22 protein-coding genes are annotated in these 23,770 nt (G+C 68.7%); 15 read left to right on the forward strand and 7 right to left on the reverse strand.

What is annotated here, in order from left to right; genetic code table 11:
* Window positions 1–874: 874 nt before the first annotated feature.
* The 15 genes from V3328_RS16725 (at window position 875) to V3328_RS16795 (ending at window position 15,976) form a co-directional block, all read left to right on the forward strand.
* The gene (locus tag V3328_RS16725) at window positions 875–2,926 is read left to right on the forward strand and encodes a hydantoinase/oxoprolinase family protein (protein WP_340330841.1); all 2,052 of its coding nucleotides are present in this window, start codon (window positions 875–877) and stop codon (window positions 2,924–2,926) included.
* On the forward strand, window positions 2,923–4,836 hold the full coding sequence (locus V3328_RS16730; protein WP_340330842.1) for a hydantoinase B/oxoprolinase family protein: 1,914 nt from the start codon (window positions 2,923–2,925) through the stop codon (window positions 4,834–4,836). The genes V3328_RS16725 and V3328_RS16730 overlap by 4 nt, the downstream gene beginning before the upstream one ends.
* Window positions 4,833–5,717 (forward strand): FAD binding domain-containing protein, encoded by an 885-nt coding sequence (locus V3328_RS16735; protein WP_340330843.1) that lies wholly within the window; start codon window positions 4,833–4,835, stop codon window positions 5,715–5,717. The genes V3328_RS16730 and V3328_RS16735 overlap by 4 nt, the downstream gene beginning before the upstream one ends.
* The gene (locus V3328_RS16740) at window positions 5,717–6,244 is read left to right on the forward strand and encodes a (2Fe-2S)-binding protein (protein WP_340330844.1); all 528 of its coding nucleotides are present in this window, start codon (window positions 5,717–5,719) and stop codon (window positions 6,242–6,244) included. The genes V3328_RS16735 and V3328_RS16740 overlap by 1 nt, the downstream gene beginning before the upstream one ends.
* Window positions 6,245–6,666: 422 nt before the next feature.
* Complete coding sequence (gene cutA / locus V3328_RS16745; protein ID WP_340330845.1) at window positions 6,667–9,066, forward strand: aerobic carbon-monoxide dehydrogenase large subunit; 2,400 nt, start codon at window positions 6,667–6,669, stop codon at window positions 9,064–9,066.
* A gap of 217 nt (window positions 9,067–9,283) precedes the next feature.
* Window positions 9,284–9,412, forward strand: a complete 129-nt coding sequence (locus tag V3328_RS16750) for a hypothetical protein (RefSeq protein WP_340330846.1) — start codon at window positions 9,284–9,286, stop codon at window positions 9,410–9,412.
* Between the two features lie 581 nt (window positions 9,413–9,993).
* On the forward strand, window positions 9,994–10,287 hold the full coding sequence (locus V3328_RS16755; protein WP_340330847.1) for a GIY-YIG nuclease family protein: 294 nt from the start codon (window positions 9,994–9,996) through the stop codon (window positions 10,285–10,287).
* 27 nt (window positions 10,288–10,314) lie between these two features.
* On the forward strand, window positions 10,315–10,593 hold the full coding sequence (locus tag V3328_RS16760) for a GIY-YIG nuclease family protein (protein ID WP_340330848.1): 279 nt from the start codon (window positions 10,315–10,317) through the stop codon (window positions 10,591–10,593).
* 397 nt (window positions 10,594–10,990) lie between these two features.
* Entirely contained in the window at window positions 10,991–12,475 is a 1,485-nt protein-coding gene (locus V3328_RS16765) for an NAD-dependent succinate-semialdehyde dehydrogenase (protein ID WP_340330849.1), read from the forward strand.
* Window positions 12,475–12,789 carry an NIPSNAP family protein gene (locus tag V3328_RS16770; protein WP_340330850.1) on the forward strand — a complete coding sequence of 105 codons (315 nt, stop codon included), beginning with the start codon at window positions 12,475–12,477 and terminating at the stop codon, window positions 12,787–12,789. Before V3328_RS16765 ends, V3328_RS16770 begins: the two co-directional genes overlap by 1 nt.
* Before the next feature lie 44 nt (window positions 12,790–12,833).
* Window positions 12,834–13,580, forward strand: a complete 747-nt coding sequence (locus V3328_RS16775) for an SDR family NAD(P)-dependent oxidoreductase (RefSeq protein ID WP_340330851.1) — start codon at window positions 12,834–12,836, stop codon at window positions 13,578–13,580.
* A gap of 19 nt (window positions 13,581–13,599) precedes the next feature.
* The gene (locus V3328_RS16780) at window positions 13,600–14,253 is read left to right on the forward strand and encodes a cupin domain-containing protein (protein ID WP_340330852.1); all 654 of its coding nucleotides are present in this window, start codon (window positions 13,600–13,602) and stop codon (window positions 14,251–14,253) included.
* Window positions 14,254–14,354: 101 nt separating this feature from the next.
* Window positions 14,355–15,140: a helix-turn-helix domain-containing protein gene (locus V3328_RS16785; RefSeq protein WP_340330853.1), complete on the forward strand. Its 786-nt coding sequence runs from the start codon at window positions 14,355–14,357 to the stop codon at window positions 15,138–15,140.
* 81 nt (window positions 15,141–15,221) lie between these two features.
* Window positions 15,222–15,626, forward strand: a complete 405-nt coding sequence (locus tag V3328_RS16790) for a VOC family protein (protein WP_340330854.1) — start codon at window positions 15,222–15,224, stop codon at window positions 15,624–15,626.
* Window positions 15,623–15,976, forward strand: a complete 354-nt coding sequence (locus tag V3328_RS16795) for a VOC family protein (protein WP_340330855.1) — start codon at window positions 15,623–15,625, stop codon at window positions 15,974–15,976. The genes V3328_RS16790 and V3328_RS16795 overlap by 4 nt, the downstream gene beginning before the upstream one ends.
* Before the next feature lie 16 nt (window positions 15,977–15,992).
* On the opposite strand, the gene V3328_RS16800 is transcribed toward V3328_RS16795, so the two are convergent.
* The 7 genes from V3328_RS16800 to V3328_RS16830 all read right to left on the reverse strand — a co-directional run bounded on the left by V3328_RS16800 (window position 15,993) and on the right by V3328_RS16830 (window position 23,736).
* Window positions 15,993–17,204: a molybdopterin molybdotransferase MoeA gene (locus tag V3328_RS16800; RefSeq protein ID WP_340330856.1), complete on the reverse strand. Its 1,212-nt coding sequence runs from the start codon at window positions 17,202–17,204 to the stop codon at window positions 15,993–15,995.
* Window positions 17,205–17,708: a cyclic pyranopterin monophosphate synthase MoaC gene (gene moaC, locus V3328_RS16805; protein WP_340330857.1), complete on the reverse strand. Its 504-nt coding sequence runs from the start codon at window positions 17,706–17,708 to the stop codon at window positions 17,205–17,207. It abuts the gene before it with no gap.
* A gap of 1 nt (window position 17,709) precedes the next feature.
* The gene (gene trpC, locus V3328_RS16810) at window positions 17,710–18,540 is read right to left on the reverse strand and encodes an indole-3-glycerol phosphate synthase TrpC (protein WP_340330858.1); all 831 of its coding nucleotides are present in this window, start codon (window positions 18,538–18,540) and stop codon (window positions 17,710–17,712) included.
* A gap of 3 nt (window positions 18,541–18,543) precedes the next feature.
* Window positions 18,544–19,563 carry an anthranilate phosphoribosyltransferase gene (gene trpD / locus V3328_RS16815; RefSeq protein ID WP_340330859.1) on the reverse strand — a complete coding sequence of 340 codons (1,020 nt, stop codon included), beginning with the start codon at window positions 19,561–19,563 and terminating at the stop codon, window positions 18,544–18,546.
* A gap of 73 nt (window positions 19,564–19,636) precedes the next feature.
* Window positions 19,637–20,227 (reverse strand): anthranilate synthase component II, encoded by a 591-nt coding sequence (locus V3328_RS16820; protein WP_340331181.1) that lies wholly within the window; start codon window positions 20,225–20,227, stop codon window positions 19,637–19,639.
* 34 nt (window positions 20,228–20,261) lie between these two features.
* A complete protein-coding gene (trpE, locus tag V3328_RS16825) occupies window positions 20,262–21,782 on the reverse strand; it encodes an anthranilate synthase component I (protein WP_340330860.1) in 1,521 nt (506 codons plus the stop codon).
* Window positions 21,783–21,840: 58 nt separating this feature from the next.
* Entirely contained in the window at window positions 21,841–23,736 is a 1,896-nt protein-coding gene (locus V3328_RS16830) for a peptidylprolyl isomerase (protein ID WP_340330861.1), read from the reverse strand.
* Window positions 23,737–23,770 lie beyond the last annotated feature (34 nt).

Below are 23,770 nucleotides of genomic sequence, written 5' to 3' on the forward strand. Positions count from 1 at the left end.
TCCTCAACGCCATCCTCAGGGACCAGAAACCATGGCAGACAGCTTGACCAACAAGACAGTCGCTCACCATGAGGGCTTGGGGTGGGGCGTGGAGATACGCAGGAAGAGCGGCGGCTTCGCCGGGTCTTCGCGCTGGGTCCCGGCGCGGGGGCCGGGACGTACGCTGCGGGGTAATGGACAACCTTTCGCATCCGAGGGGCCTGCGCTCCAGACCGCAACGTACACCCCGGCCTTGAGCCGGGGTCCAGCGTGACGAGCGGCCGAAGGCGCAATTTTCGGCTGCGGGTGATCTGGTGCGGCCCGCCCTCATGGTTCGAGACGCGGGCTTTGACCGCTCCTCACTATTAGGGCTTGGGATGCGGCGTGGGGATACGTAGGAAGGGCGGCGGCTTCGCCTGGCTTTACGCTGGGTCTGGGCGCGGGGGCCGGGACGTATTCCGTGATTTGGGCAGGTGCTTCGCCATACGACAGGCGTACGCCCCGGCCTTGAGCCGGGGGCCAGCGTGACGAGCGGTCGAAGGCGTTATTTTCGGCTGCGGGTGACCGGTGCGGCACGCCCTCGTGGTTCGAGACATGGGCTTTGCCCGCCCTCACCACGGGGCCTGGGGGCGTGGCGCGGCCATATGCAGGAAGAGCGGCGGCTTCGCCTGGCTTTACGCTGGGTCCCGGCGCGGGGCCGGGACGTAATCAGTGCTGTGGGCAGTGCTTCGCCATACGACAAGCGTACACCCCGGACCTGATCCGGTGTGCCCGCGGCGGTTATCCACGGCCGGTATGGCGCGTCTTAGAAAGCGGTTGATCATATCCAAAAAATGGAGATGATATCCGCTATGTGAGCATAGCGTCCATATTGAGTGGTCGGGGAGACTTATTGATGGGGCTCAGGGTTGCCATCGACACGGGCGGAACATTCACCGACGTCGTCGGGATCGACGAGGCGTCCGGAACGCAGTGGGTGGTCAAGACGCCATCGACACCGAGCGATCCGAGCGTTGGACTGCTGAACGGCGTCAGGGCGATCGCCGAGGCCGCCAGCAGCAGCGAGGCCGACGTCTCGGTCGTGCTGCACGGGTCGACCGTGGCGACCAATGCGGTGCTCGAGCACAAGTTCGACGGGCTCGGCCTGCTGGTCACCAAGGGCTTCCGCCACATCATCGAGATCGCCCGCCAGTCGGTGCCCGACGGCTACGGCAACTCGTTCTTCTGGGTGAAGCCGCCGCGACTGGTGCCGCTGCACCTGGTGCGCGAGGTGCCCGGGCGGATGCTGCATGACGGGTCGGAGGCGGAGGCCCTCGACGAGGCGGCCGCCCTGCAGGCCGCAGACGAGCTGGTCGAACTCGGCGTCAAGTGCCTCGCCGTCTGCTTCCTGCATTCCTACGCAAACGATGCGCACGAGCAGCGCGTCGCAGAGCTGATCGCGGCGAAGTATCCGGATCTGTTCGTTTCCCTCTCCTCGGTCGTGCTGCCCGAATATCGCGAATACGAGCGGGCGATGACGACGCTGATCGACGTGCTGGTGAAGCCGTACTGCAAGACCTACCTGCAGCACGCCGCCGACGAGATCCGCGCCAAGGCCGGCGACACCCCGTTCCTGATCATGCAGTCGAACGGCGGCGTCGTAACCCACGCCACGGCGGGCGGACGGCCCGTGACGATGCTGCTGTCCGGGCCGGCGGCAGGCGTTCTGGGGGCGATGCACGTCGCCGAACTGGCCGGGCACGAGGATATCCTGACGCTCGACGTCGGCGGCACCTCCACCGACGTCGCGCTGATCGAGAAGCTGGCCCCGCAGATGACCAGCTATTCGATGGTCGAGCACTATCCGGTGAAGACGCCGATGCTCGACATCGCGACGGTGGGCACGGGCGGCGGTTCGCTCGCCTGGGTCGACCAGTACGACAACCTGAAGGTCGGACCGCGCTCTGCCGGCGCGGAACCTGGCCCGATCTGCTATGGCCGTGGCGGCACCCAGCCCACAGTCACCGACGCGGCCCTTGTCCTGGGCCGTATTCCCGAGACGCTCGCAGGCGGGCTGATCACCTTGGACAAGGCGGCGTCCCAGGCGGCGTTCGACGACCTCGGCAAACGCTTCGGCATGACGGCGGAGGAGGTCGCTGCCGGCGTCTTCGAGATCGCCACCGTCAACCAGGTGCACGGCATCCGTCAGGTGACGGTGACGCGGGGCCGCGATCCGCGCGACTACGTGCTGCTGGCGTTTGGCGGGGCGGGCGGCATGTTCGCCACAGACGTCGCCGACTTCCTGGAGATCGGCAAGGCGATCTCGCCGCCCAATCCCGGCAACCTGTCGGCGTTCGGGCTGCACGTCTCCGACATCAAGCGCGACTACGTGCAGACGCTGGTGCGCCAGCAGTCGGCGGCGGACCCGAAGGAAATCGAGTCCGTATGGCAGGCGCTCGAAGCGGCCGGCAAGGCGGAGATCGCCGACGAGGGCGTCGCGCCGGACAACATCGCCCTGCAGCGCTCCGCCGACGTGCGATACGTGGGCGAGGGACATGAAGTGCCGGTGATCCTGCCGGTCGGGATGACGGGCGGGGAAGCGATCGGGAAGGTCTGGGCGGACTTCCACGAGGTGCACGAGCGCACCTTCGGCTTCTCCTACGAGGGCCGCCAGGACGTCGAGATCGTCAACCTGCGTGTGCAGGCGGTCGGCCGCGTGCACAGGCCCAAGCCGCAGAAGGTCGCGGGCGGCTCGAAGAGCGCGGCGCCGAAGGGCGCGCGGCGGGTGTTCTGGCGCAAGACCGGCTGGGTCGACTGCCCGCTCTACGACCGCGCCGGGCTGGTGGCCGGGCAGACGATCGCCGGGCCGCTGATCAGCGAGGAATACGGATCGACCGTCGTGGTGCCGCCGGGCTGGTCGGTCAGGAGCGACGACTACGGTATCCTGCATCTGGAGCGCGAGGCATGACGGCCCTATCCAAATCCGAGGTCGAAACACGCCGCAGGCTCGATCCCGTCGAGCTCGAGGTGATCTACGGCACGATCCGGTCCGCCGAGCTGGAGATCGAGGCGGCGGTGGAACGCACCTCCCGCTCGCCGATGATCCGCGACCAGCACGACTACCGGGTGGCGCTGTTCGACGCCAAGGGCCGCAAGCTGACCGGGCGCTCCTATTCGGCGCTGGTGGAGCCGGTGTTCGAGTATTTCGGCGCCGACAACATCCACCCGGGCGACGTGTTCTTCTGGAACGATCCCTACAATTCGTCGGGCGGCATCGGCCACGTGCCGGACCTGTGCTCGACGATCCCGATCTTCCACGGCGACCGGCTGATCGGCTTCTCCCAGGTGTTCGGCCACCACGACGACGTCGGCGGCTCGGTGCCGGGCAGCCTGCCGGTGCACGCCACCGACCAGTGGTCGGAAGGGCTCGCGATCCCGCCGGTCAAGCTCTACGACAAGGGCGTGCTGAACGAGGGCGTCTACCGGATCGTCGGGCGCAACTCGCGGCTCGCCGAGCACCTGATCGGCGACATCGACGCGGAGATCGGGGCGGCACGGCTCGGCCAGAAGCGGATACTCGACCTTGCCGAGCGCTACGGGGTCGAGACGCTGGAGGCAGCCTTCGAGGCGATCCTGAACAACTGCGCCGACGTGCTGCGCACCGAGATCCTCCCGAAGATCGCCGACGGCGTCTACCAGTGGGAGGACTTCATCGAGAACGACGGCGTCGACGCGCCGCGGCTGCACGCGATGCGGCTGACCATGACCAAGACGAAGGACCAGATCCTGCTCGACTTCACCGGCACCGATCCGGAGACGAAGGGGCCGATCAACTGGCCGCTCGACTATTCGGAGGGCCGGTTCCTGCGCAAGTGGATGGGCCCGGTGCTGCGGTCGCTGGCCGAATCGCCGGAGCGCGCCGCCGAGATCGACATCAACGAGGGCGCGCTGCAGGTCATCAACGTCAAGCTGCCCGAGAAGGGCTCGATGATGTCGCCGACCTACGGACGGCCGTCGGGGATGCGCTTCTTCCTGATGCTGCGCTCGCTCGGCCTGTTCGCCGCCTGCCTGTCGAAGGCGACCGGCGGGCGGCTGCCGGCCGACCACGAGACGATCCGCATCTGGGGGCTGCACGGCGGCCGGAACGCCGACGACTTCTTCCTGTTTCGCGAGGTGCTCGGCGGCGGCGGGCCGGGGCGGCCGTGGGCGGACGGCTCCGACGTCGTCCACATCGTGCCGAACTCGCGCAACCTGCCGGCGGAGTTCTCCGAGACACGCTATCCGATCCGCGTCGAGAAGCTCGGGCTCGCGACCGATTCCGGCGGTCCCGGCTACCGCCGCGGCGGCTTCGGCTACGACAAGCACATCCGGTCGCTGACCCCCACCAAGCTGATCTCCAACGCCGACCGGGCGATGCTGCATCCCTACGGCGTCAACGGCGGCCGCTACGGCGGGCAGTACCAGGTGCAGGTGACCCATACCGACGGGCGCGTCGAGGACGTCGACGGCATGGCCGACAACATCGAGGTGCCGCCCGGCGCCGTGGTGCGCATCGTCACCACCGGTGGCGGCGGCTGGGGCGATCCGCTGGCGCGCGAGCCCGACGCGGTCGCCTACGACGTGCAGTGCGGGCTGGTGTCGCGCAAGAGCGCCCGGGACGACTACGGCGTGGTGCTGCGCAGGAAGGGGCTGCTGTTCCTCGTCGACGAGGCGAAAACGGTTTCGCTGCGCAGCCAAATGCGCAAGGATCGCCGGCGCCTGCCGATGTTCGACAGGGGGCCGTTCTTCGAGGAGGTGGCCCGCACCAGAGGCATCGACAGGCCGGAGGGATTCAAGGATCCCGACGAGGGCTGGTACGCGGCGGAGATCGAGACATGAAGCCGGCACGCTTCGAGTACGTCGCGGCGAGATCCGTCGAGGAGGCGGTGGCTGCGCGCGCCGCCCACGACGACACGGTCGTGCTGGCCGGCGGCCAGAGCCTGATCCCGATGCTCAACTACCGGGTCGCCCAGCCCGATGCCGTCATAGACATCAACCGGGTGCCGGGGCTGGGCGGGATCTCGGTGGCGGACGGGGCCGTCCGCGTCGGCGCGATGGTGCGGCACCGGCAGCTCGAGCTGAGCGACGAGGCCTTCGCCGCCAATCCGCTGCTGCGCGAGGTGATGGGCAACGTCGCGCATATCCCGATCCGCAACCGCGGCACGATCTGCGGCAGCCTGGCGCACGCCGATGCGGCGGCCGAACTGCCCGCCGCGCTGGTCTGCCTGGGCGGATCCGTGACGGTGCAGGGTACCGGCGGCCAACGGACCGTGGCGGCGTCCGACTTGTTCATGTTCCACATGACGACGACGCTGCAGCCGGATGAAATCATTACCGAAGCCCTGTTTCCGGCACTGCCGGACGGGGCCGGCTACGCGTTCGTGGAGATGACCCGCCGGCATGGCGACTACGCGGTCGCCGGGATCTGCGCGGTGATCACGCCGGACGCCGGCGGCGGCTGCGCGGCGGCGTCGATTTCGGCCTGCGGCATCGCCGAGAAGCCGGTGCGGCTGCCGGATGTCGAGGCGGCGCTGGTCGGCACCGACCTGTCGGAGGCGGCGGTCCGGGCGGCGGCCGCGCATGTCGACGGCGCGGTGACCAACGAGGATGACGGCGCCGGCGGACGCTACCGCCGCAAGGTGGCGCGCACGCTGATCGTCCGGGCGGTCGCCACGGCGGTCTCGCGGGCTGCCGGAAACGCAGGGCAGGGGAGAGCCTGATGCCGAACCAACCCGACCGGATGGGAGCCCGGCTGGCCGACGGCGACGGCGGCGTGCCGATCACGGTGACCGTCAACGGCACCACCCACGAGAAGACGGTCAGCCCGCGCATGCTCTTGTCGGACTTCCTGCGCCACGAGCTGCGCCTGACCGGCACCCATGTCGGCTGCGAGCACGGCGTCTGCGGCTGCTGCACCGTCCGCCTCGACGGCGAGACGGCGCGCTCCTGCCTGACGCTTGCCGTGCAGGCCGACGGCGCCGAGGTCCACACGGTGGAGTCGCTCGGCGAAGAGGGCGCGCTGGGACCCGTCCAGCAGGCCTTCAAGGAATGCCACGGCCTGCAGTGCGGCTACTGCACGCCGGGCTTCCTGATGGTGGTGACCGACTATCTCGACAAGAACCGCGAGCCGGACCTGAGCGAGGACGGCATCCGCACCGCGCTGAGCGGCAACCTGTGCCGCTGCACCGGCTACCAGAACATCGTCGCGGCGGTCCGCCGCGCGCACGAGCTGATGCAGGCGGGCTGAGGGGGCGACATTGGCGTTTATCCGTGCTGAGCGGAGGGCCCCCGAAGCGGGCATCGAGCCCGCTTCGGTCGCGACCCCCACCCCGACCCTCCCCCACAAGGGGGGAGGGGGCGGACCCGGCATCGCTGCTCTATCCCCGGTCGGCAGCAAAGGCAGAACGTCTTCCAGTACCGAACATCATTCGCTGATGCTCCGGCGAGCCTCGGCTCCCTCCCCCCGTGTGGGGGAGGGTCGGGGTGGGGGGGCGAACGGGCGACCCTCGACGGGTCGGCCGGGCGTCTCTGCGAGGGATTGCGAACATCGGCCCCGGCCGTCGAGGCCGGTCCCGATGTTACCCCCACCCCCGACCCCTCCCCACAGGGGGGGAGGGGAGGACAGTTGGCAGCCCACATTGACCTGAATTCAGGGGAGGAGATTTCGTCATGGCCACCCGCACCTTCGGCGCCGCCGTCCAGCGCAACATCGATGACCGGCTGCTGACCGGCCGGGGCCACTTCATCGACGACATCGACCTGCCCGACGTGGCGCATGCCGCCTTCGCGCGCAGCCCTTTCGCGCGGGCCAGGATCGCCTCGATCGACGCCGATGCGGCGCGGGCCCATCCGGGCGTGCTGGCGGTCTATACCTGCGAGGACATCGGCCACCTCGACCAGGACCTGCCGCTGCTGATCCCGCACCAGAGCCTGATCGGCGCGCGCACGCAGCGGCCGCTGGCGCGCGACGACGTCCATTATGTCGGCCAGACGGTGGCGATGGTGGTCGCCGTCGACCGCTACACGGCCGAGGACGCGGTGCGGCTGATCGAGATCGACTACGAGCCGCTGCCGGTCACCGTCGAGCTGGAGGCGGCAGCCGGCGAGGGAGCCCACCTCGTCCATCCGGATGTCGAGGGCAACGTGGCGGCGCACTTCGTCCAGAACTCCGGCGATGCCGCATCCGCCTTCGCGCGGGCCGACCACGTCACCAAGATCACCGTGCGCGTCGAGCGCAGCTGCGCCGCGCCGATGGAGGGCCGCGCGGTCTGCGCCCGCTGGGACCGGATCACCGGACAGCTGACGGTCTGGGACGGCACGCAGGCGCCGATCTCGGTGCGCGGCGGGCTCGCCTCGCTGTTCGACATCGACGAGGACCGGGTGCGCGTCATCGCGCCTGACGTCGGCGGCGGCTTCGGCCAGAAGGTGCTGTTCTTCTACCCCGAGGAGGTGCTGGTGCCGATGGCCTCGATCGGGCTCGACCGCCCGGTCAAGTGGATCGAGGACCGCACCGAGAACTTCGTCGGCTCGACCCAGGAACGCACCCAGGTCCACACGATCGAACTGGCGGCCACACGGGACGGCGAGGTGATCGGCCTGCGCGACAGCTTCCTGCACGACACCGGCGCCTTCATCCCCTACGGCATCGCCATCGCCCAGGTCGCCTCCACCTCGATCGCCGGTCCCTACCGGATCCCCAACATCGAGGTCGAGTTCAAGGCGATCTACACCCCGACCGTGCCGGTCACCCCGTATCGCGGCTGCGGACGCCCGCAATCGTGCTTCGCCATCGAGCGGGCGATGGACAAGCTCGCCGAGGAGCTCGGCCTCGACCGCTTCGAGGTGCGCCGCCGCAATTTCATCCAGCCCGACCAGTTTCCCTGGAAGCGCGAAGGCCTGCTGTTCGCCGACGGCCTGGCGGTCTGCTACGACAGCGGCGACTACCCGGAAGCACTGAAGAAGTGCGCCGAGGCGATCGGCCTCGACCGGCTCGACGAGTTGAAGGCGGAGGCAAGGTCGCGCGGCAAGCATCTCGGCCTCGGCCTCGGCTTCTACGTCGAGGGCACCGGGCTCGGCCCCTACGAGGGCGGCCACGTGCGCATCCATCCGATCACCGGCAAGGTCTACGTCAACACCGGGCTCGCCGGGCAGGGGCAGAGCCACGAGACGGTGTTCGCGCAGATCGCCGCCGACCAGCTCGGCGTCGACCCGAAGGACGTGATCGTCGTGGAGGGCGACACCGGCGCGTTCGACTGGGGCGTGGCGACCTTCGCCAGCCGCGCCGCGGTGGTCAGCGGCAACGCCATCCACAAGGCGGCGGCGAAGGCCCGCGAGATGGTGATCGAGGCGGCCGCCAACATGCTGGAGGCCTCCAAGGACGACATCGAGCTGGAGGACGGCAAGGCGAAGATCGCCGGCTCCGACCGGGCGGTGACGCTGGCCGAGGTCGCGACCGCGACCAATCCGCTGCGCTACGCCTTCAACAAGGCGGCCCAGAGCGCCACCCAGTTCGCGCCGGCCTCGAAGCACGACGGCCCGCCGCTGGCCGAGGGCAAGGCGCCGGGCATCGAGGCGACCGACTACTATTCGCCGCCCTATTCGACCTGGGCCTACGGCTGCCACGCGGCGCTGGTCGAGGTCGACGCGGACCTGTGCTCGGTTGCGATCAGGAAGTATGTCTGCGTGCACGACTGCGGCAACATGATCAACCCGACCGTGGTCGAGGGCCAGGTGGTGGGCGGCATGGCCCAGGGCCTCGGCGGGGCGCTGTACGAGAAGATCATCTACGACGAGGACGGCAACCCGCGGAACGCCGGCTTCATGGACTTCCTGATGCCCTACGCGACCGAGATGCCGAAGGTCGACATCGTCCACATGGAGACGCCGAGCCCGCTCAACCCGCTCGGCGTCAAGGGCGTCGGCGAGGCCGGCACGATCGCCGTGCCGGCAACCGTGATTTCGGGCATCGAGGACGCGCTCAAGCCCCTCGGCGCCGGCCACTTCCACGAGGCGCCGGTGTTCCCGCACATGATCTTCGAGAAGCTGGAGGCGGGCGACAAGGCGGCGTGAGGGGGGCGGCCGCTTCCGCGAGAGCGGCAGCTTCGCCGGGTCGTTGTCCTGTAGTTCCGCTTGCGTGGGTGAGCAGTGGAATGAGGCCAGCGATGCGCCTCCGGCAGCCGCCGCGCTGGGCCCCGGATCAAGTCCGCGGCGTCGGCCTGTCGTGTGGTGAGGTCGTCAGTTCAACCCGCTCGGCGTCAAGGGCGTCGGCGAGGCCGCCACGATCGCCGTGCCGGCAACCGTGATTTCGGGCATCGAGGACGCGCTCAATCCCCTCGGCGCCGGCCACTTCCACGAGGCGCCGGTGTTCCCGCACATGATCTTCGAGAAGCTGGAGGCGGGCGAGAAGGCGGCGTGAGGGGGGCGGCCACTTCCGCGAGAGCGGCAGCTTCGCCGGGTCGTTGTCCTGGAGTTCCGCTTGCGTGGGTGAGTGGTGGAATGAGGCCAGCGATGCGCCTCCGGCAGCCGCCGCGCTGGGCCCCGGATCAAGTCCGGGGCATCGGCCTGTCGTGTGGTGAGGTCGTCAGTTCAACCCGCTCGGCGTCAAGGGCGTCGGCGAGGCCGCCACGATCGCGGTGCCGGCTACCGTGAGCTCCGGCATCGAGGACGCGCTCAAGCCCCTCGGCGCCGGCCACTTCCACGAGGCGCCGGTGTTCCCGCACATGATCTTCGAGAAGCTGGAGTCCGGCGACAAGGCGGCGTGAGGGGGGCGGCCGCTTCCGCGAGAGCGGCGGGGCTGGTGGGCCGGGTCGTTGTCCTGGAGTTCCGCTTGCGTGGGTGAGCGGTGGAATGAGGCCAGCGAGGCGCCTCCGGCAGCCGCCGCACTGAGCCCCGGATCTAGTCCGGGGCGTCGGCCTGTCGTGTGGTGATGTCGTCAATTCAACCCGCAGCTTACATCCCGGGCTTGACCCGGGATCCAGTTCAGCGCCTGTTTTTCTTATGGCCGGTGGCTACTGGGTCTACATTCTCGCGAGCAAGCGCAACGGCACGCTGTATATCGGCATGACGGAAAACCTCGGACGTCGGATCTGGCAGCATCGGCAGGGAACGGCCGAAAGCTTCACCCGGCGCCACTGCGTCAAGCTGCTCGTACACACAGAGCGCTTCGAGCATCTGGATGATGCGCGGGTGCGCGAACGGCAACTGAAGCGCTGGCGCCGCCAGTGGAAGCTTGAGTTGATCGAAACCGACAATCCAGAATGGCAAGACTTAGCTGAGCGATTGAATGTCTGAGGATCCAGTTCAGCGCCTGCTTTTCTTATGGACGGTGGCTACTGGGTCTACATCCTCGCGAGCAAGCGCAACGGCACGCTGTATGTCGGCATGACGGAATACCTCGGACGTCGGATCTGGCAGCACCGGGAGGGGACGGCGGACGCCTTTACCCGGCGCCATGGCGTCAAGCGGCTGGTACACGCGGAGCGCGTTGAGCATCTGGATGATGCGCGGGTGCGCGAACGACAACTGAAGCGCTGGCGCCGCCAGTGGAAGCTTGAGTTGATCGAAACCGACAATCCAGAAATGGCAAGACTTGGCTGAGCGATTGAATGTCTGAGCCAATCGCAATCGCCGCGCTGGGCCCCGGATCAGGTCCGGGGCGTAGGCTTGTCGTGGTGTGGGAAACCTGCCCACAGCACCGACTATGTCCCGGGACCCAGCCGGGCGGTTGCGGCGGGGAAGCGCGGTTGACTTGTTGTGTGGCGACCTCTGCGCTGGGCTCCGGATCGGGGTCCGGGGCGTAGGCCTGTCGTTTGGCAGGGCCGCTCCCAAGCACAACAAAGATCCCGGGCCTGACCCAGCTGGACGGCTGCCGGTGTGGGTGCCTAAGGCCGCGAGCGCATCCCAAAATCAGACATTCGGACAAGCGCCGGGCGGCGCGGCGGACTAGGGTCCGGCGCAGCCGATGCCGATGGTCCAGGGCCGGGGAGTCCGTCCGATGAATGCTCCTGTTGCCGCAATCGACGAGACAGTCGCACGCCTGCTGCGCAGCGATGCCTATGTGGACGGGGCGTGGATCCCGGCGGCGTCGGGGCAGCGCTTCGCGGTCACCAATCCGGCCGACGGAAAGACGCTCGCCGAGGTGCCGCGCATGGGCCGCGCGGATGCGGCGAAGGCGATCGAGGCGGCCGGCCGGGCGCTGCCGGGGTGGCGCGGCATGACGGCGGCGGCGCGGGCCAGGATCCTCAGGCGCTGGGCCGACCTGATGATGGAGAACCAGGAGGCGCTGGCCAGGCTGCTGACGCTGGAGCAGGGAAAGCCGATCGCCGAGTCGCGCGGCGAGGTCGCCTACGCGGCGAGCTTCTTCGAGTGGTTCGCCGAGGAAGGCAAGCGCGCCTACGGCGACATCATCCCGCCGTTCCGGACCGACAACCGCATCCTCGTCACCAAGGAGGCGGTCGGGGTGACGGCCGGCATCACGCCGTGGAACTTCCCCTCGGCGATGCCGACGCGCAAGGCGGCGCCGGCTCTTGCCGCCGGCTGCACGATGGTGCTGAAGCCGGCCGAGCAGACGCCGCTGTCGGCGCTGGCGATCTGCGTGCTCGCCGAGGAGGCCGGCGTGCCGCCAGGCGTCTTCAACGTGGTGACCGGCTCCGAGCACGACGCGCCGCAGATCGGCCTGGAAATGACCTCGAACCCGATCGTCCGCAAGCTCGGCTTCACCGGCTCCACGGCGGTCGGCAAGCTGTTGATGAAACAGTGCGCCGACCAGCTCAAGAAGCTTTCGCTGGAACTCGGCGGCAACGCGCCGTTCATCGTCTTCGACGACGCCGACCCGGAGGTGGTGATGGAGGCGCTGATGATGTGCAAGTGGCGCAACACCGGCCAGACCTGCATCTCGGCGAACCGCATCCTCGTCCAGTCGGGCATCTACAACGACATCCGCGACCGGCTCGTCGCCGTCGCCGAGGGGCTGAAGGTCGGCAACGGCCTCGACCCCGACGTCAGGCAGGGGCCGCTGATCGAGCGCGCCGCGGTCGAGAAGGTCGAGCGGCACGTCTCCGACGCGCAGTTCCGCGGCGCCAGGGTCGCCGTCGGCGGGCGGCGGCACCGGCTCGGCCACACCTTCTACGAGCCGACCGTGCTGACCGGCGTCGACCCGGGCATGGCGATGAGCTGCGAGGAGACGTTCGGGCCGGTCGCCGGCCTGATCAGGTTCGATACCGAGGACGAGGCGATCGCCATCGCCAACGACACGCCGTACGGACTTGCGTCCTATTTCTTCACCCGCGACCTCGCCCGCACCTGGCGCGTCGGGGACCGGCTGGAGAGCGGCATCGTGGCGACCAATACCGGGTTCATATCGACCGAGATCGCCCCGTTCGGCGGCATCAAGGAAAGCGGCATCGGCCGCGAGGGCTCCAAGTACGGGATCGAGGAGTTCTTGGAAATCAAGTACCGCTGCATCGGGGGTGTTCAGTAATGATCGTCGAAGAACGCATCTACACGATCAGGATCGGCAAGCTGAAGCCGTACCTGGAGACGTACGAGAAGTACGGCCTGCCGGTCCAGACGCGCATCCTGCCGCGCATGGTCGGCTACTTCACCACCGAGATCGGGCCGCTGCACACGGTCGTGCACATGTGGGCCTACGAGGATCTCGCCGAGCGCGACCGCAGGCGCGCCGAACTGGTCGCCGATCCCGACTGGCAGGCCTACCTGGCGAAGGCCGGCGACTTCATCGAGCGGCAGGAGAACCGGATCCTGATCCCGACATCGTTCTCGCCGCTGAAATAGGACCTATCTCCGGCCTTCCGGCCGGCTCTCTGGGAGGCAGCGCCATGAAACTGAAGAACAAGGTGGCGATCGTCACGGGCGGCGCCATGGGCATCGGCCGGGCGATCGCCGGAAGGCTGGCCGAGGAAGGCGCGAGCGTCGTCGTCGCCGACCTGAAGGGCCACGAGGACGCGGCCCGGGCGATCGGGCGCGGCGCGATCGCGGTGCGCTGCAACGTCGCCTACGAGACCGACGTGAAGGCGATGGTACGCGCTGCGAAGGACGCCTTCGGCGGCGTCGACATCCTGGTCAACAATGCCGGCATCTACTCGACGCTGGTGCCCGGCCCCTTCGACGACATCTCGGTGGAGGAGTGGAAGCGGGTGATGGACGTCAACGTGCTCGGCTCGTTCCTGTGCGCCCGCGAGGCGGTCAAGGCGATGCGCGAGCGCGGCGGCGGGCGGATCCTCAACGTCGCCTCGGGGACGCCGTTCAAGGGCGTGCCGTACCTGCTGCACTACGTCACCAGCAAGGGCGCGATCGTCGCCATGACCAAGGCGCTGGCCAAGGAACTGGGCGGCGCCAACGTGCTGGTCAACGCCGTGGCGCCCGGCTTCACCCTGTCGGAGGGCGTCAAGGCCAACCCGGTGCAGATGGAGAAGCTGCAGGAGGTGTCGCTGAAGGCGCGCACCATCCCGCGCGACCAGGTGCCGGAGGACATCGTCGGCGCCGCCGCCTTCCTTGTCGGGCCCGACTCTGCCTTTATTACCGGCCAGACACTCGTCGTCGACGGCGGCGCCTATTTCCACTGAAGCCGGAAGCCGGTCCATCATGTCGAAACTTCACCTGATCGCCTCGCTGGAGACATTCGAGAAGGGCGGCCGGATGATGCTGCCGCGCGGCAACGCCAAGGCGCTGTACGTGGTCGACGGCGCGGTGCGCTGCGACGGCTCGCTGATGAGCGCCTCGCTGGCCGCCAACAGCGCGGCGTTCCTCGGCGAGGACACCGAACTGCTGTCGCGCGACGGGGCGACGGTGATCCGCTGGGACCTGTCGGCGCTACCCGATCCCGTCGAGGCAAGCGAGCGCGAGGGCGTGACCGCCAAGCTGCTGCTGTCGTCGGCGCTCGATATCGATCCGAACGTCATCTACCTGCTGCGCTGCGACCGGGTCGCGTTCCCGCCGGGCGGGGTCGCCTACCTGCACACCCACCGCGGCCCCGGCACGCGCGTTCTGCTGTCGGGATCAATCCGCATCGACACCGACGGCGCCAGCCACCACTACGAGCCGCTGCAGGCCTGGTACGAGAGCGGCCCGGCGCCGGTCTTCGCGGCGGCATCGGAGACCGAACCGACCGCATTCGCCCGCGTCATGATCCTGCCGGCGGAGCTGAAGGGACAGAGCTCGATCCGCTACGAACGCGAGGAAGACAAGGACAAGCCGAAGCCGCAGAGCTACCAGGTTTATCTGGACCGGCTGCTGTAGGACCCGGCAGGCTGGCCGGCGGTTGGTGACGGGGCGGTTGGCGATCGCGACGCGGCGTGTAGACTCGGGCCGGTGCAAGATCCGCCAGCCGGGAGCCTTCGATGCTGACTGCCCGAGACCCCAGAACCCAAGCCGCGCAACTTGTCGCGGACCGGCTCTGGTGCGTCTGCGACGCGGCCGCGGACGGGCAGGAGACGATACTGCCGTCCGGGCGGGCGCAGCTCATCTTCAGCCTGTCGGAGACCCCCATCGAGCTGGACTGCGGCGACGGCACCGGGCGCGAAGCAGGCGCGCATTGCGTGCTGCAGGGGCCCTCGACCGTTCCGCGGCGGGTCTCGCGGTGGCCCCAGAGGTCGGCGTGCGGGATCAGCTTCCGTCCGGGCGGTGCCGGTGCCCTGTTCGCCGACCTGCACAAAACCGCGGACAAAGTCGTGCCGCTCTCGCAGTTCTGGGACATCGACGCCGCCACGCTCACCGACCGACTAAGGTCGCTTCCCACGCACGATGCCCGGCTCGACCTGCTCGAAGACGAGGTCGCAAGGCGGTGCGGGGACGTCGCCGACGTCAGGCGGGTCGGCCTCGGCCTTGAGCTCATGAGGAGCGGAGCAGGCGTCGGGGAGGTGGCGGAGCAACTCGGCATGCCGGTGCACGTCTTCCGCCGGCTGTTTCTCCGAACCGCCGGTCTGACGCCGAAACGGTATCTCGGGATCGAGCGATTCCGCGCGGCCATCGCCGGTCTGGACGAGTTCGCTTCGCTCGCGGACCTGGCATCCGCGGCGGATTATTCTGACCAGGCGCACATGACGCGCGAGGTGTTGCGCTTTGCGTCGGTGCCGCCCGGGCGGCTGCGGGCCAGCGAGAGGCCCTACATGGGGCACGTGCTTTAGCTTTCGTTCAATACGGCCTCGATCGACCGCCTTAGGATCGGCGGCACAATCGCCCAGCTATCGCGCAAAGGAGATATGGTGATGTCAGCCAACACCGTTCCGAGGGTGGCGTTTCCCAGGCTGATCGTCCGGAACGCCGACGCAGCCATCGAATATTACCGGTCCGCAATCGGCGCCGACCTCGTCGAACGGCACGCCGAACCGGACGGGCTCGTAGGGTATGCGCAGCTGGCGCTGAACGGGCAGCCGCTGGCGCTCAGCGAGGAAATGCCCGACTGGGGGTGGCTGTCGCCCATGACGCTCGGCGGCTCAGCGGTCCTGATCCAGCTCGAGCTCGGCGACTGCGACGAGACGGCCGGGCAGATGATCGCGGGCGGGGCCGAAGCCGTCGTTCCAATCGCGGACAGGCCTTACGGAAAACGCGAGGGTCGGCTGCGCGATCCGTTCGGCCACCTGTGGGTCCTGAGCCAGGAATTGGCGTCGTGACCGTCCGGCGCATCGTTGCCAACATTGCGGCCGAGGGCGTTGCCGAGGTCCGGAGCTTCTATTCGGATCTCTTCGATCTCGACGTGGCGATGGATCTCGGCTGGATCGTGACCCTGACCTCGGGAGAGACGATGACCTCCCAGATGAGCGTCATGAGCGAGGGCGGGTCGGGGGCGCCGGTGCCGGACCTGTCGATCGAGGTCGACGACGTCGACGAGGTCTACCGCCGCGCCGTCGGCATGGGCTGCGCCGTCGTCCACGAGCTTACCGACGAACCCTGGGGCGTGCGGAGATTCTTCATCACCGATCCGACCGGCAAGCTGCTCAACGTGCTGTCGCACATCCGCTAGGCGCGATCGCGGCGCTTCAGAAGTCCATTATCAGCACGCGGCAGGGGTCGCCCGCCTGCGCGGGCGGGGCGTGCGGCGGACGGATGACGAAGGCGTCCGCCCTGACCAGCGTGGCCAGCATGGAGCTGTCCTGACGGGCGAACGGCGTGGCGACCAGGCCGCCGGCCTCGTCGCGCGACAGCCGGGCGCGCAGGTAGTCCTGGCGCTGGTCGTTGGCGCCGACGTCGCCGCCGAGCCTGGCCACGGTCTCGCCGGTCTGCGGATCCCTGCGGCCGAGCAGGGCATGGATCAGCGGCACCATGAAGAGGCGGCCGCAGACCATCGAGGACACCGGGTTGCCCGGCATGCCGAGCACCCGCATGTTGCCCAGGCGCCCGAAGATCAGCGGCTTGCCCGGACGCATGGCGATCTTCCAGAAGCCGAGCTCCAGACCGTGCGCCTGCAGGACGTCCTGGACGATGTCGTGCTCGCCGACGGAGGCGCCGCCCAGGGTCACGAGCACGTCGGCCCGCGACTCGACCGCCTCGGTGAAGGCCGTCGACAGGGAGTTGCGGGTGTCGCGCGCAATGCCGAGATCGATCGGCGTACCGCCGGCCCGACGCACGAGGCCTGCCATCCCGTAGCCGTTCGAGGCGATGATGCTGTCGGGACCGGGGTCCTTGCCGGGCGGGACGAGTTCGTCGCCGGTCGCAAGGACCGCCACCCGCGGACGGCATCTGACCGGAAGGACGGCGTGGTTCATCGCGGCGGCGAGCGCGATATGGCGGGGCCCCAGCCGGCTGCCGGCGTTCAGCAGGACGTCGCCGCGGCGAAAATCCAGGCCCCGCTTGCGCACGTAACGGCCGACGCCGGAGGATTCGAGGACCCTGACGACGTCGCCCTCGCGTTCGGTGTCCTCCTGGATGACGACCGTATCCGTGCCGTCCGGTAGCGGCGCGCCGGTAAAGATGCGTACGGCCTCGTTGAGTCCGACCCTGCCGTTGAAGGAGTGACCGGCGGGGGCGGATCCCACGACCCGCAGCTCGACCGGAACCGTCTCGACATCGCCGGCGCGGACCGCATAGCCGTCCATCGCGGACGTATCCCAGGGCGGCTGGGTGCGCCTGGAGGCGATGTCGTCGGCCAGCGTCCGGTCGAGCGCATCCTTGAGCGCGACGGATTCGGCGGGAAGGGCCGTCGCGCCGTCGAGGACGCGAGCCAGGGCTTCTTCGACCGACAGCATCGCCATCTACGGACGCGGCTCCGAGCGCCAGTCGCCGGACCGGCCTCCCGACTTGGCGGTCAGGCGAATGCCGGTGATCTCGATGCCACGGTCGACCGCCTTCACCATGTCGTAGACGGTCAGGCAGGCGACGCTGACGGCGGTCAGCGCCTCCATCTCGACGCCGGTGCGGCCGGTGACCTTGGCGGTGGCGGTGACCCGCACCGCGGCCTTGCCGGCGAGCGGCTCGAGGTCGACGGTGACCCTGGAGAGCGCCAGGGGATGGCACAGCGGAATGAGGTCGTGGGTCCGCTTGGCGGCCATGATGCCGGCGATGCGGGCGGTGCCCAGCACGTCGCCCTTCTTCGCCTCGCCGCGGACGATCAGGTCGAGGGTTTCCGGCTGCATCCGCACCCAGCCTTCGGCGGTCGCCTCACGGGTGGTCGCGTCCTTGTCCGACACGTCGACCATGCTCGCGGCACCGGTCTCGTCGAGATGGGTGAGAGTCTTGCCGTCCGCTGTCATCGCCATCCTATTCGGCCGCGGCCGCGGCGCCGGTGCCGGCATCGCCCGTCCGGGCCAGCAGCGAACGCGTCGCCGCCGTGACGTCGTCCTGCCGCATCAGGCTCTCGCCGACGAGGATGGCGCGCATCCCTGCCGTGGCGAGGCGTGCCACGTCGGATGACGTGAAGATGCCGCTCTCGCCAACCAGCGTATAGCCCGCGGGGACATGTGCGGACAATTCGATTGACGTCTCAAGGCTCGTCTCGAACGTCCTGAGGTTTCTGTTGTTTATGCCGATGAGCGTGGAGCGCATCTTCAGGGCGCGGTCGAGCTCGGCGCGGTCGTGTACCTCGACCAGCACGTCCATGTTCCAGCCTTCGGCCGCGTCCTCCAGGGCAGCGGCCTCGTCGTCGCCGACGGCTGCCATGATGATCAGGATGCAGTCGGCGCCGAGCGCCCGGGCCTCGTCGACCTGATAGGGGTCGAACAGGAAGTCCTTCCGCAACGCGGGAAGGCCGACGGCCTGGCGTGCGGCCACCAGGTAGTCCGGATGACCCATGAAGGACGGGGTGTCGGTCAGCACCGAGAGACAGGCGGCGCCGCCGGCCTCGTAGGCGCGGGCGAGGGCGGGCGGGTCGAAGTCGGCGCGGATCAGGCCCTTGGAGGGGCTTGCCTTCTTGATCTCGGCGATAAGCGCCGTCTCGCCATTCGCGATCCGGCGGTCGAGGGCATCGCGGAAGCCGCGGACGGGCGATGCGTCGCGCGCCGCCGCCTGCACCTCCGGGCGCGGACGCGAGGCCTTGGCGGCTGCGATCTCGTCGCGCTTGTAGGCCTCGATCTTCTTCAGGACGTCGGCCATCGCTCAGCCGTTCGAGGTTGCCACGAGAGTTTCCAGACACTTCAGGGCGGCGCCGGTATCGAGGGCCTCCGCGGCGATCCGCGCGCCGTCTGCGAGCGTCGATGCGCGCCCTGCGACGAGCAGGGCGGCGGCGGAGTTGAACAGGACGATATCGCGGAACGGCCCGTGCTCGCCGCCAAGCATCGCACGCATCGCGGCCGCGTTGGTCGCCGCGTCGCCGCCCTTGAGGTCCTCGAGCCGTGCGAGCGGCAGACCGACGTCCTCGGGCGAGATCTCGAAGGTGGTGACCTCACCGTCCTTCAGCTCGGCGACGTATGTCGGCCCGGTGGTGGTGATCTCGTCGAGCCCGTCCGAACCGTGCATCACCCAAACACGATCGGAGCCAAGCGCCGACAGAACCTCGGCCATCGGCACGATCCAGTCGCGCGAGAAGACGCCGATGAGCTGCCGCTTCGTGCCCGCCGGATTGGAGAGCGGGCCGAGGATGTTGAAGATCGTTCGGGTGCCGAGCTCGACGCGGCTCGGGCCGACATGCTTCATCGCCGCATGGTGGGCGGGAGCGAACATGAAGCCGACGCCGGCCCGGCGGATGCAGTCGGCGATCCCGTCGGGGCCGAGGTCGATGTTGACGCCGAGAGCGGCGAGCACGTCGGCGGCGCCCGATTTAGAGGAGAGCGCGCGGTTGCCGTGCTTCGCGACCGGAACGCCGCAGGCCGCCACCACGATCGCCGAGCCGGTCGAGACGTTGTAGGTGCCGGAATTGTCGCCGCCGGTGCCGACGATGTCGATGGCGTCGGCGGGGGCGCGCACCGGCAGCATCTTGGCGCGCATGGTGGTGACGGCGCCGGCGATCTCGTCGACCGTCTCGCCGCGCACCCGCAGCGCCATGAGGAACCCGCCGATCTGCGAGGGAGTCGCCTCGCCCGACATGATGATGTCGAAGGCGCGCGTTGCGTCGGCGCGGCTCAGCGGCGCACCGCCCGCCACCAGTCCGATGAAATCCTTGAGGCTGTTTTTCGACATTGGCTGTTCCCGTGCGGACCTGTCGTGCCGCAAAGCGGCGGTGGTTGCAAGCGCTGCGAAGAGGCTTCGGCGCTCAGGCGGCGCGGCGTCGCCACTCGCCGGCGGCTTCCAGGAAATTGCGCAGGATGAGGTGTCCGTGCTCGGACGCGATGCTTTCGGGATGGAACTGGACGCCATGGACGGGATGGCTGGAATGCATGACGCCCATGACGGTCCCGTCGGCGGTCTCGGCGGTCACCGAGAGGTCGGCCGGCAGGCTGTCGCGGCGGGCGATCAGGGAGTGATAGCGTGTCGCCTCGAACGGACCGTCGATGCCCTGGAATACGCCCTGGCCGGTGTGGCTGATCTGGCTCAGCTTGCCGTGCATGAGCACCGGCGCGCGGACGATCTCGCCGCCATAGGCCTGGCAGATCGCCTGATGGCCGAGGCAGACGCCGAGGATCGGCACGGCGCCGGCGGCCCGCGCGATCAGATCGAGGCAGATGCCGGCCTCGTTCGGCGTGCAGGGGCCGGGCGACAGCACGATGCCGGTGGGATCCATCGCGAGCACCGCTTCGGCGGAGATCCTGTCGTTGCGATGGACGCGCACCCGCGTACCGAGCTCGCCCAGGTAGTGGACGAGGTTCCAGGTGAAGCTGTCGTAGTTGTCGATCAGCACGAACATCGCCAAGCCTCAGCCCAACTCCTATTGCCGGTTGCTACTGCCCGCGGGTCGCCGCGGAGGCGAAGCGGACGGCCTCGTCGGCGGCCCGGAACAGCGCGCGTGCCTTGTTGATGCACTCGCGCTGCTCGTTCTCGGGAACCGAATCCGCGACGATGCCGGCGCCAGCCTGAACGTACATGGTGCCGTCCCTGACGATGGCGGTCCTTAGCACGATGCAGGTATCCATGTCGCCGTCGGCGGAGAAGTAGCCGACGCAGCCTGCATAGATGCCGCGCTTCTCCTTCTCCAGTTCGTCGATGATCTGCATCGCCCGCACCTTCGGGGCACCCGAGACTGTGCCGGCCGGGAAGCCGGCGATCAGAGCGTCGATCGAGTCCCGCGAAGGGTCGATCCGGCCCTCGACGTTCGAAACGATGTGCATGACCTGGCTGTAGAATTCCAGGAAGAAGCGGTCGGTGACGCTGACCGTGCCGATCTTCGCGACACGGCCGACGTCGTTGCGGCCGAGGTCGAGCAGCATCAGGTGCTCGGCGCGCTCCTTCGGATCGGCCAGCAGTTCGTCGGCATAGGCCTTGTCCTCGCCCGGCGTCGCGCCGCGCGGCCGGGTGCCGGCAATCGGCCGGATCGTGACCGTATCGTCGCGCAGCCTGACCAGGATTTCCGGGCTGGACCCGACGACGGCGAAGTCCCGGAAGTTCAGGAAGTAGAGGAACGGCGCCGGATTGACCCGGCGCAGCGCCCGGTAGAGCGCAAACGGCGGCAGCGAGAACGGCGCCTCGAAGCGCTGGCTCAGCACCACCTGGAAGACGTCGCCGGCGGCGATGTACTCCTTCGCCTGCGCAACCATTTCCTTGTATTCGGCCGGTGTCGTGTTGGAGACCGGGGCGCGTCCGATGATGTCGTCGGCATCGGCCATCGGCGCCTTCTCGACAGGCCGGTCGAGGGCCTCGATAACTTCGGCGATCCGGTCGATGGCGCGCGAGTGGGCGGCCTTGGCGCTCAGCGCGGCGGACGGGCGCACCGGCGTGACGACGGTGACCTCGTCCTTGACGGTGTCGAAGACCATGATGACGGTCGGCCGGATGAACATCGCGTCGGGCAGGCCGAACGGGTCGGGGTTCGGCTCGGCGAGTTCCTCCATCAGCCGGACGGTGTCGTAGCCCATGTAGCCGAACACGCCGGCCGACATCGGCGGCAGGCCCTCCGGCAGATCGACGCGGGCCTCGTTGATCAGACGGCGCAGCGCCGCCAGCGTCGGCTCGGGGCAGGGGGCGAACCCGTCCGGGTCGCTGTCGGGCGAGGCATTGATCTCCGCTGCATTGCCGAAGGCGCGGAAAACCAGGTCGGGGGCCATTCCGATGATGGAATAGCGCCCGCGCACGGCCCCGCCCTCGACGGATTCGAGCAGAAAGCTGTTCGGCCGCGACCCGGCGACCTTGAGCATCGCCGAGACCGGCGTTTCCAGGTCGGCGACCAGCCGGGTCCAGACCACCTGCGGCGCGCCGAGCCGATACCGTTCCTCGAAGGCGTCGAATGCCGGCTCGATCAGCCCCATGACGGCGCCGCCCGCCGGATCAGCGGCGGTCTCCGCTTGCGGAAGGGGGCTGCGTGCGTCACTGGATCTCGCTTTCGCCGAGCGCCATGCGAAGCGCCTGCTGATTGACGGTGGATCCGATGCGGTTCTCGAGCTGGGTCAGGTACTGGCCGAGAATGTCGTTGGAGATGCCGTTGGTCAGCTCGTCGGCGTAGGCTTCAGCCTGTTCGGGGCGGAACTCCGGCACGTCGATCTCGGTGACTTTGAAGACGAGGCGGCGGTTGCCGGAATCGCCGGCGATGGTGGTGGCGACCTCGCCCTCCGGCGTGGTGAACATCAGCTGCACGGCCGAGGCGCCGAAATCGCTGTCGGAGCCCGACCGCTTCAGCGGACCGGCCAGGCCGGAGGTGGTGCCGAGCTCCTCGGCCATTTCGAAGAAGGTGGTGCCGGCGCGAATCTGGTCGGCGACCTCCTTCGCCTTTGCGGCGACCGCATCGCGGGTCTGCTCGCCGGTCCAGGCCTTGGCGACGTCCTCGCGGGCTTCCTCGAAGGTCTTGTCGCGGCCCGGGACGATGTCGAGCACGTCGAACCAGACCCAGCCGTCGTCGGCCGTCTGCAGGGGATCGGCCTCGATGCCGATGTCCGTGGAGAAGATCTCCGTGGTCAGGCGCGGCGCGTCGGGCAGATTGCGGATACGCTTGCCGTCCATGCCCCGGCCGTCGCGGTCGATGCCCTCGATCTCGCGGTAGGTCAGGCCCTGCTTCTGGCCGATCTCGGACAGCGTCATGCCGCCGGCGCGGTCGTCCTCCACCGCGTCGTAGGTGTCGAGGACGGCGTCATGGGCGTTGCGCAGCGCCATCTCCGAGCGGATCTGCTCGCGGACGTCCTCGAACGTCCTGGTGACGCCGGGAACGATTTCCGTGACCCGGACCAGGACCGGGCCGAAGCTGCCCTGGACGGGATCGCTGACCTCGCCGATGTCGAGGTCGAAGGCGGCCTCGGCGATCGCCGGATCGAGGATGCCGTCCTGCGTCAGCGTGCCGAGCTTGCGGTCGTCCTCGGACAAGCCGCGGGCTTCGGCGACCTCCTCGAAGGTGCTGCCGTCCTCGATCTCCCGGCGGGCCTGTCCGGCGGCGTCGATCGTGTCGAAGGTGATGCGTTCGATGGCACGGCGCTCGGGCGTGCCGAACCGGTCCGGATCGGCATCGAAGGAGGCCCGCAGATCGTCCTCTGCGATCTCAAGCGACTCCGCCAGGTCGGCCGGGTTCACCGCGAGCATCGCGACCTTGCGGTATTCCGGCGCGCGGAACTCCGACTTGTTGTCGTTGAAATAGGCGCGGAGCTCTTCCTCCGTCGGCTCGGCGACCGCGTCCACCATGGCCGGCGTGATGACCAGGTATTCCGCCGAGCGCGTCTCGTTGCGGTAGCGGTCGACGGCCTTCTCGAGCACCAGGGGCGGCTCGATGCCGCCGCCGACGGCCTCGGCGATCATCTGGCGCATCAGGGTCTTGCGCTGCTGGGCGACGAAATAGGCCTCGTTGTAGCCGGTGGAGCGCAGGACCTGCTCGAAATAGGTGCGGTCGAACTGGCCGCCCGGCGTCTGGAAGGCGGGGTCCTGGCGAATGCTCTCGGCGACGACCGCGTCGGAGACTCCGAGGCCGCGGGCGCGCGCCTCGTCGTCGAGCGCGGCTTCCGCCATCATCCGCCCGAGCACGCGCTGGTCGAGGCCGATGGCGCGGGCCTGGTCCATTGTCAGGTAGGTGCCGACCTGCCGGGAGGTCTGCTGGATCTCGCGCTGCAGCGCCGCCTGATACTCCTGGATGGTGATCGGCGTCTCGCCGACCTCGGCGACGTCGTCGCCGCGATATCCGGTGAAGATGTCGGCGACGCCCCACACGGCGAAGCTGAGGACCAGCAGGCCGATAAGGATCTTGGCAACTATTCCGCTCGCGCTCTTACGCAGGGCATCCAACATGACGACACTAATCCAGTTGTTCGATCGGCTCGAT

Source organism: Microbaculum marinum, from assembly GCF_037855135.1.
In the GTDB taxonomy this organism is placed as follows: domain Bacteria; phylum Pseudomonadota; class Alphaproteobacteria; order Rhizobiales; family Tepidamorphaceae; genus Microbaculum; species Microbaculum marinum.

Bases quoted from the DNA above. Each gene is read 5' to 3' on its own strand.
- V3328_RS16800 (WP_340330856.1), bottom strand. From the start codon at position 17,204: ATGGCGATGCTGTCGGTCGAAGAAGCCCTGGCTCGCGTCCTCGACGGC.
- trpD (WP_340330859.1), bottom strand. From the start codon at position 19,563: ATGTCGAAAAACAGCCTCAAGGATTTCATCGGACTGGTGGCGGGCGGT.
- V3328_RS16820 (WP_340331181.1), bottom strand. From the start codon at position 20,227: ATGTTCGTGCTGATCGACAACTACGACAGCTTCACCTGGAACCTCGTC.
- trpE (WP_340330860.1), bottom strand. From the start codon at position 21,782: ATGGGGCTGATCGAGCCGGCATTCGACGCCTTCGAGGAACGGTATCGG.
- V3328_RS16760 (WP_340330848.1), top strand. From the start codon at position 10,315: ATGGACGGTGGCTACTGGGTCTACATCCTCGCGAGCAAGCGCAACGGC.
- V3328_RS16730 (WP_340330842.1), top strand. From the start codon at position 2,923: ATGACGGCCCTATCCAAATCCGAGGTCGAAACACGCCGCAGGCTCGAT.
- V3328_RS16755 (WP_340330847.1), top strand. From the start codon at position 9,994: ATGGCCGGTGGCTACTGGGTCTACATTCTCGCGAGCAAGCGCAACGGC.
- V3328_RS16770 (WP_340330850.1), top strand. From the start codon at position 12,475: ATGATCGTCGAAGAACGCATCTACACGATCAGGATCGGCAAGCTGAAG.
- V3328_RS16830 (WP_340330861.1), bottom strand. From the start codon at position 23,736: ATGTTGGATGCCCTGCGTAAGAGCGCGAGCGGAATAGTTGCCAAGATC.
- trpC (WP_340330858.1), bottom strand. From the start codon at position 18,540: ATGGCCGACGTCCTGAAGAAGATCGAGGCCTACAAGCGCGACGAGATC.
- V3328_RS16740 (WP_340330844.1), top strand. From the start codon at position 5,717: ATGCCGAACCAACCCGACCGGATGGGAGCCCGGCTGGCCGACGGCGAC.
- V3328_RS16780 (WP_340330852.1), top strand. From the start codon at position 13,600: ATGTCGAAACTTCACCTGATCGCCTCGCTGGAGACATTCGAGAAGGGC.
- V3328_RS16785 (WP_340330853.1), top strand. From the start codon at position 14,355: ATGCTGACTGCCCGAGACCCCAGAACCCAAGCCGCGCAACTTGTCGCG.
- V3328_RS16775 (WP_340330851.1), top strand. From the start codon at position 12,834: ATGAAACTGAAGAACAAGGTGGCGATCGTCACGGGCGGCGCCATGGGC.
- cutA (WP_340330845.1), top strand. From the start codon at position 6,667: ATGGCCACCCGCACCTTCGGCGCCGCCGTCCAGCGCAACATCGATGAC.
- V3328_RS16725 (WP_340330841.1), top strand. From the start codon at position 875: ATGGGGCTCAGGGTTGCCATCGACACGGGCGGAACATTCACCGACGTC.
- moaC (WP_340330857.1), bottom strand. From the start codon at position 17,708: ATGGCGATGACAGCGGACGGCAAGACTCTCACCCATCTCGACGAGACC.
- V3328_RS16790 (WP_340330854.1), top strand. From the start codon at position 15,222: ATGTCAGCCAACACCGTTCCGAGGGTGGCGTTTCCCAGGCTGATCGTC.
- V3328_RS16765 (WP_340330849.1), top strand. From the start codon at position 10,991: ATGAATGCTCCTGTTGCCGCAATCGACGAGACAGTCGCACGCCTGCTG.
- V3328_RS16735 (WP_340330843.1), top strand. From the start codon at position 4,833: ATGAAGCCGGCACGCTTCGAGTACGTCGCGGCGAGATCCGTCGAGGAG.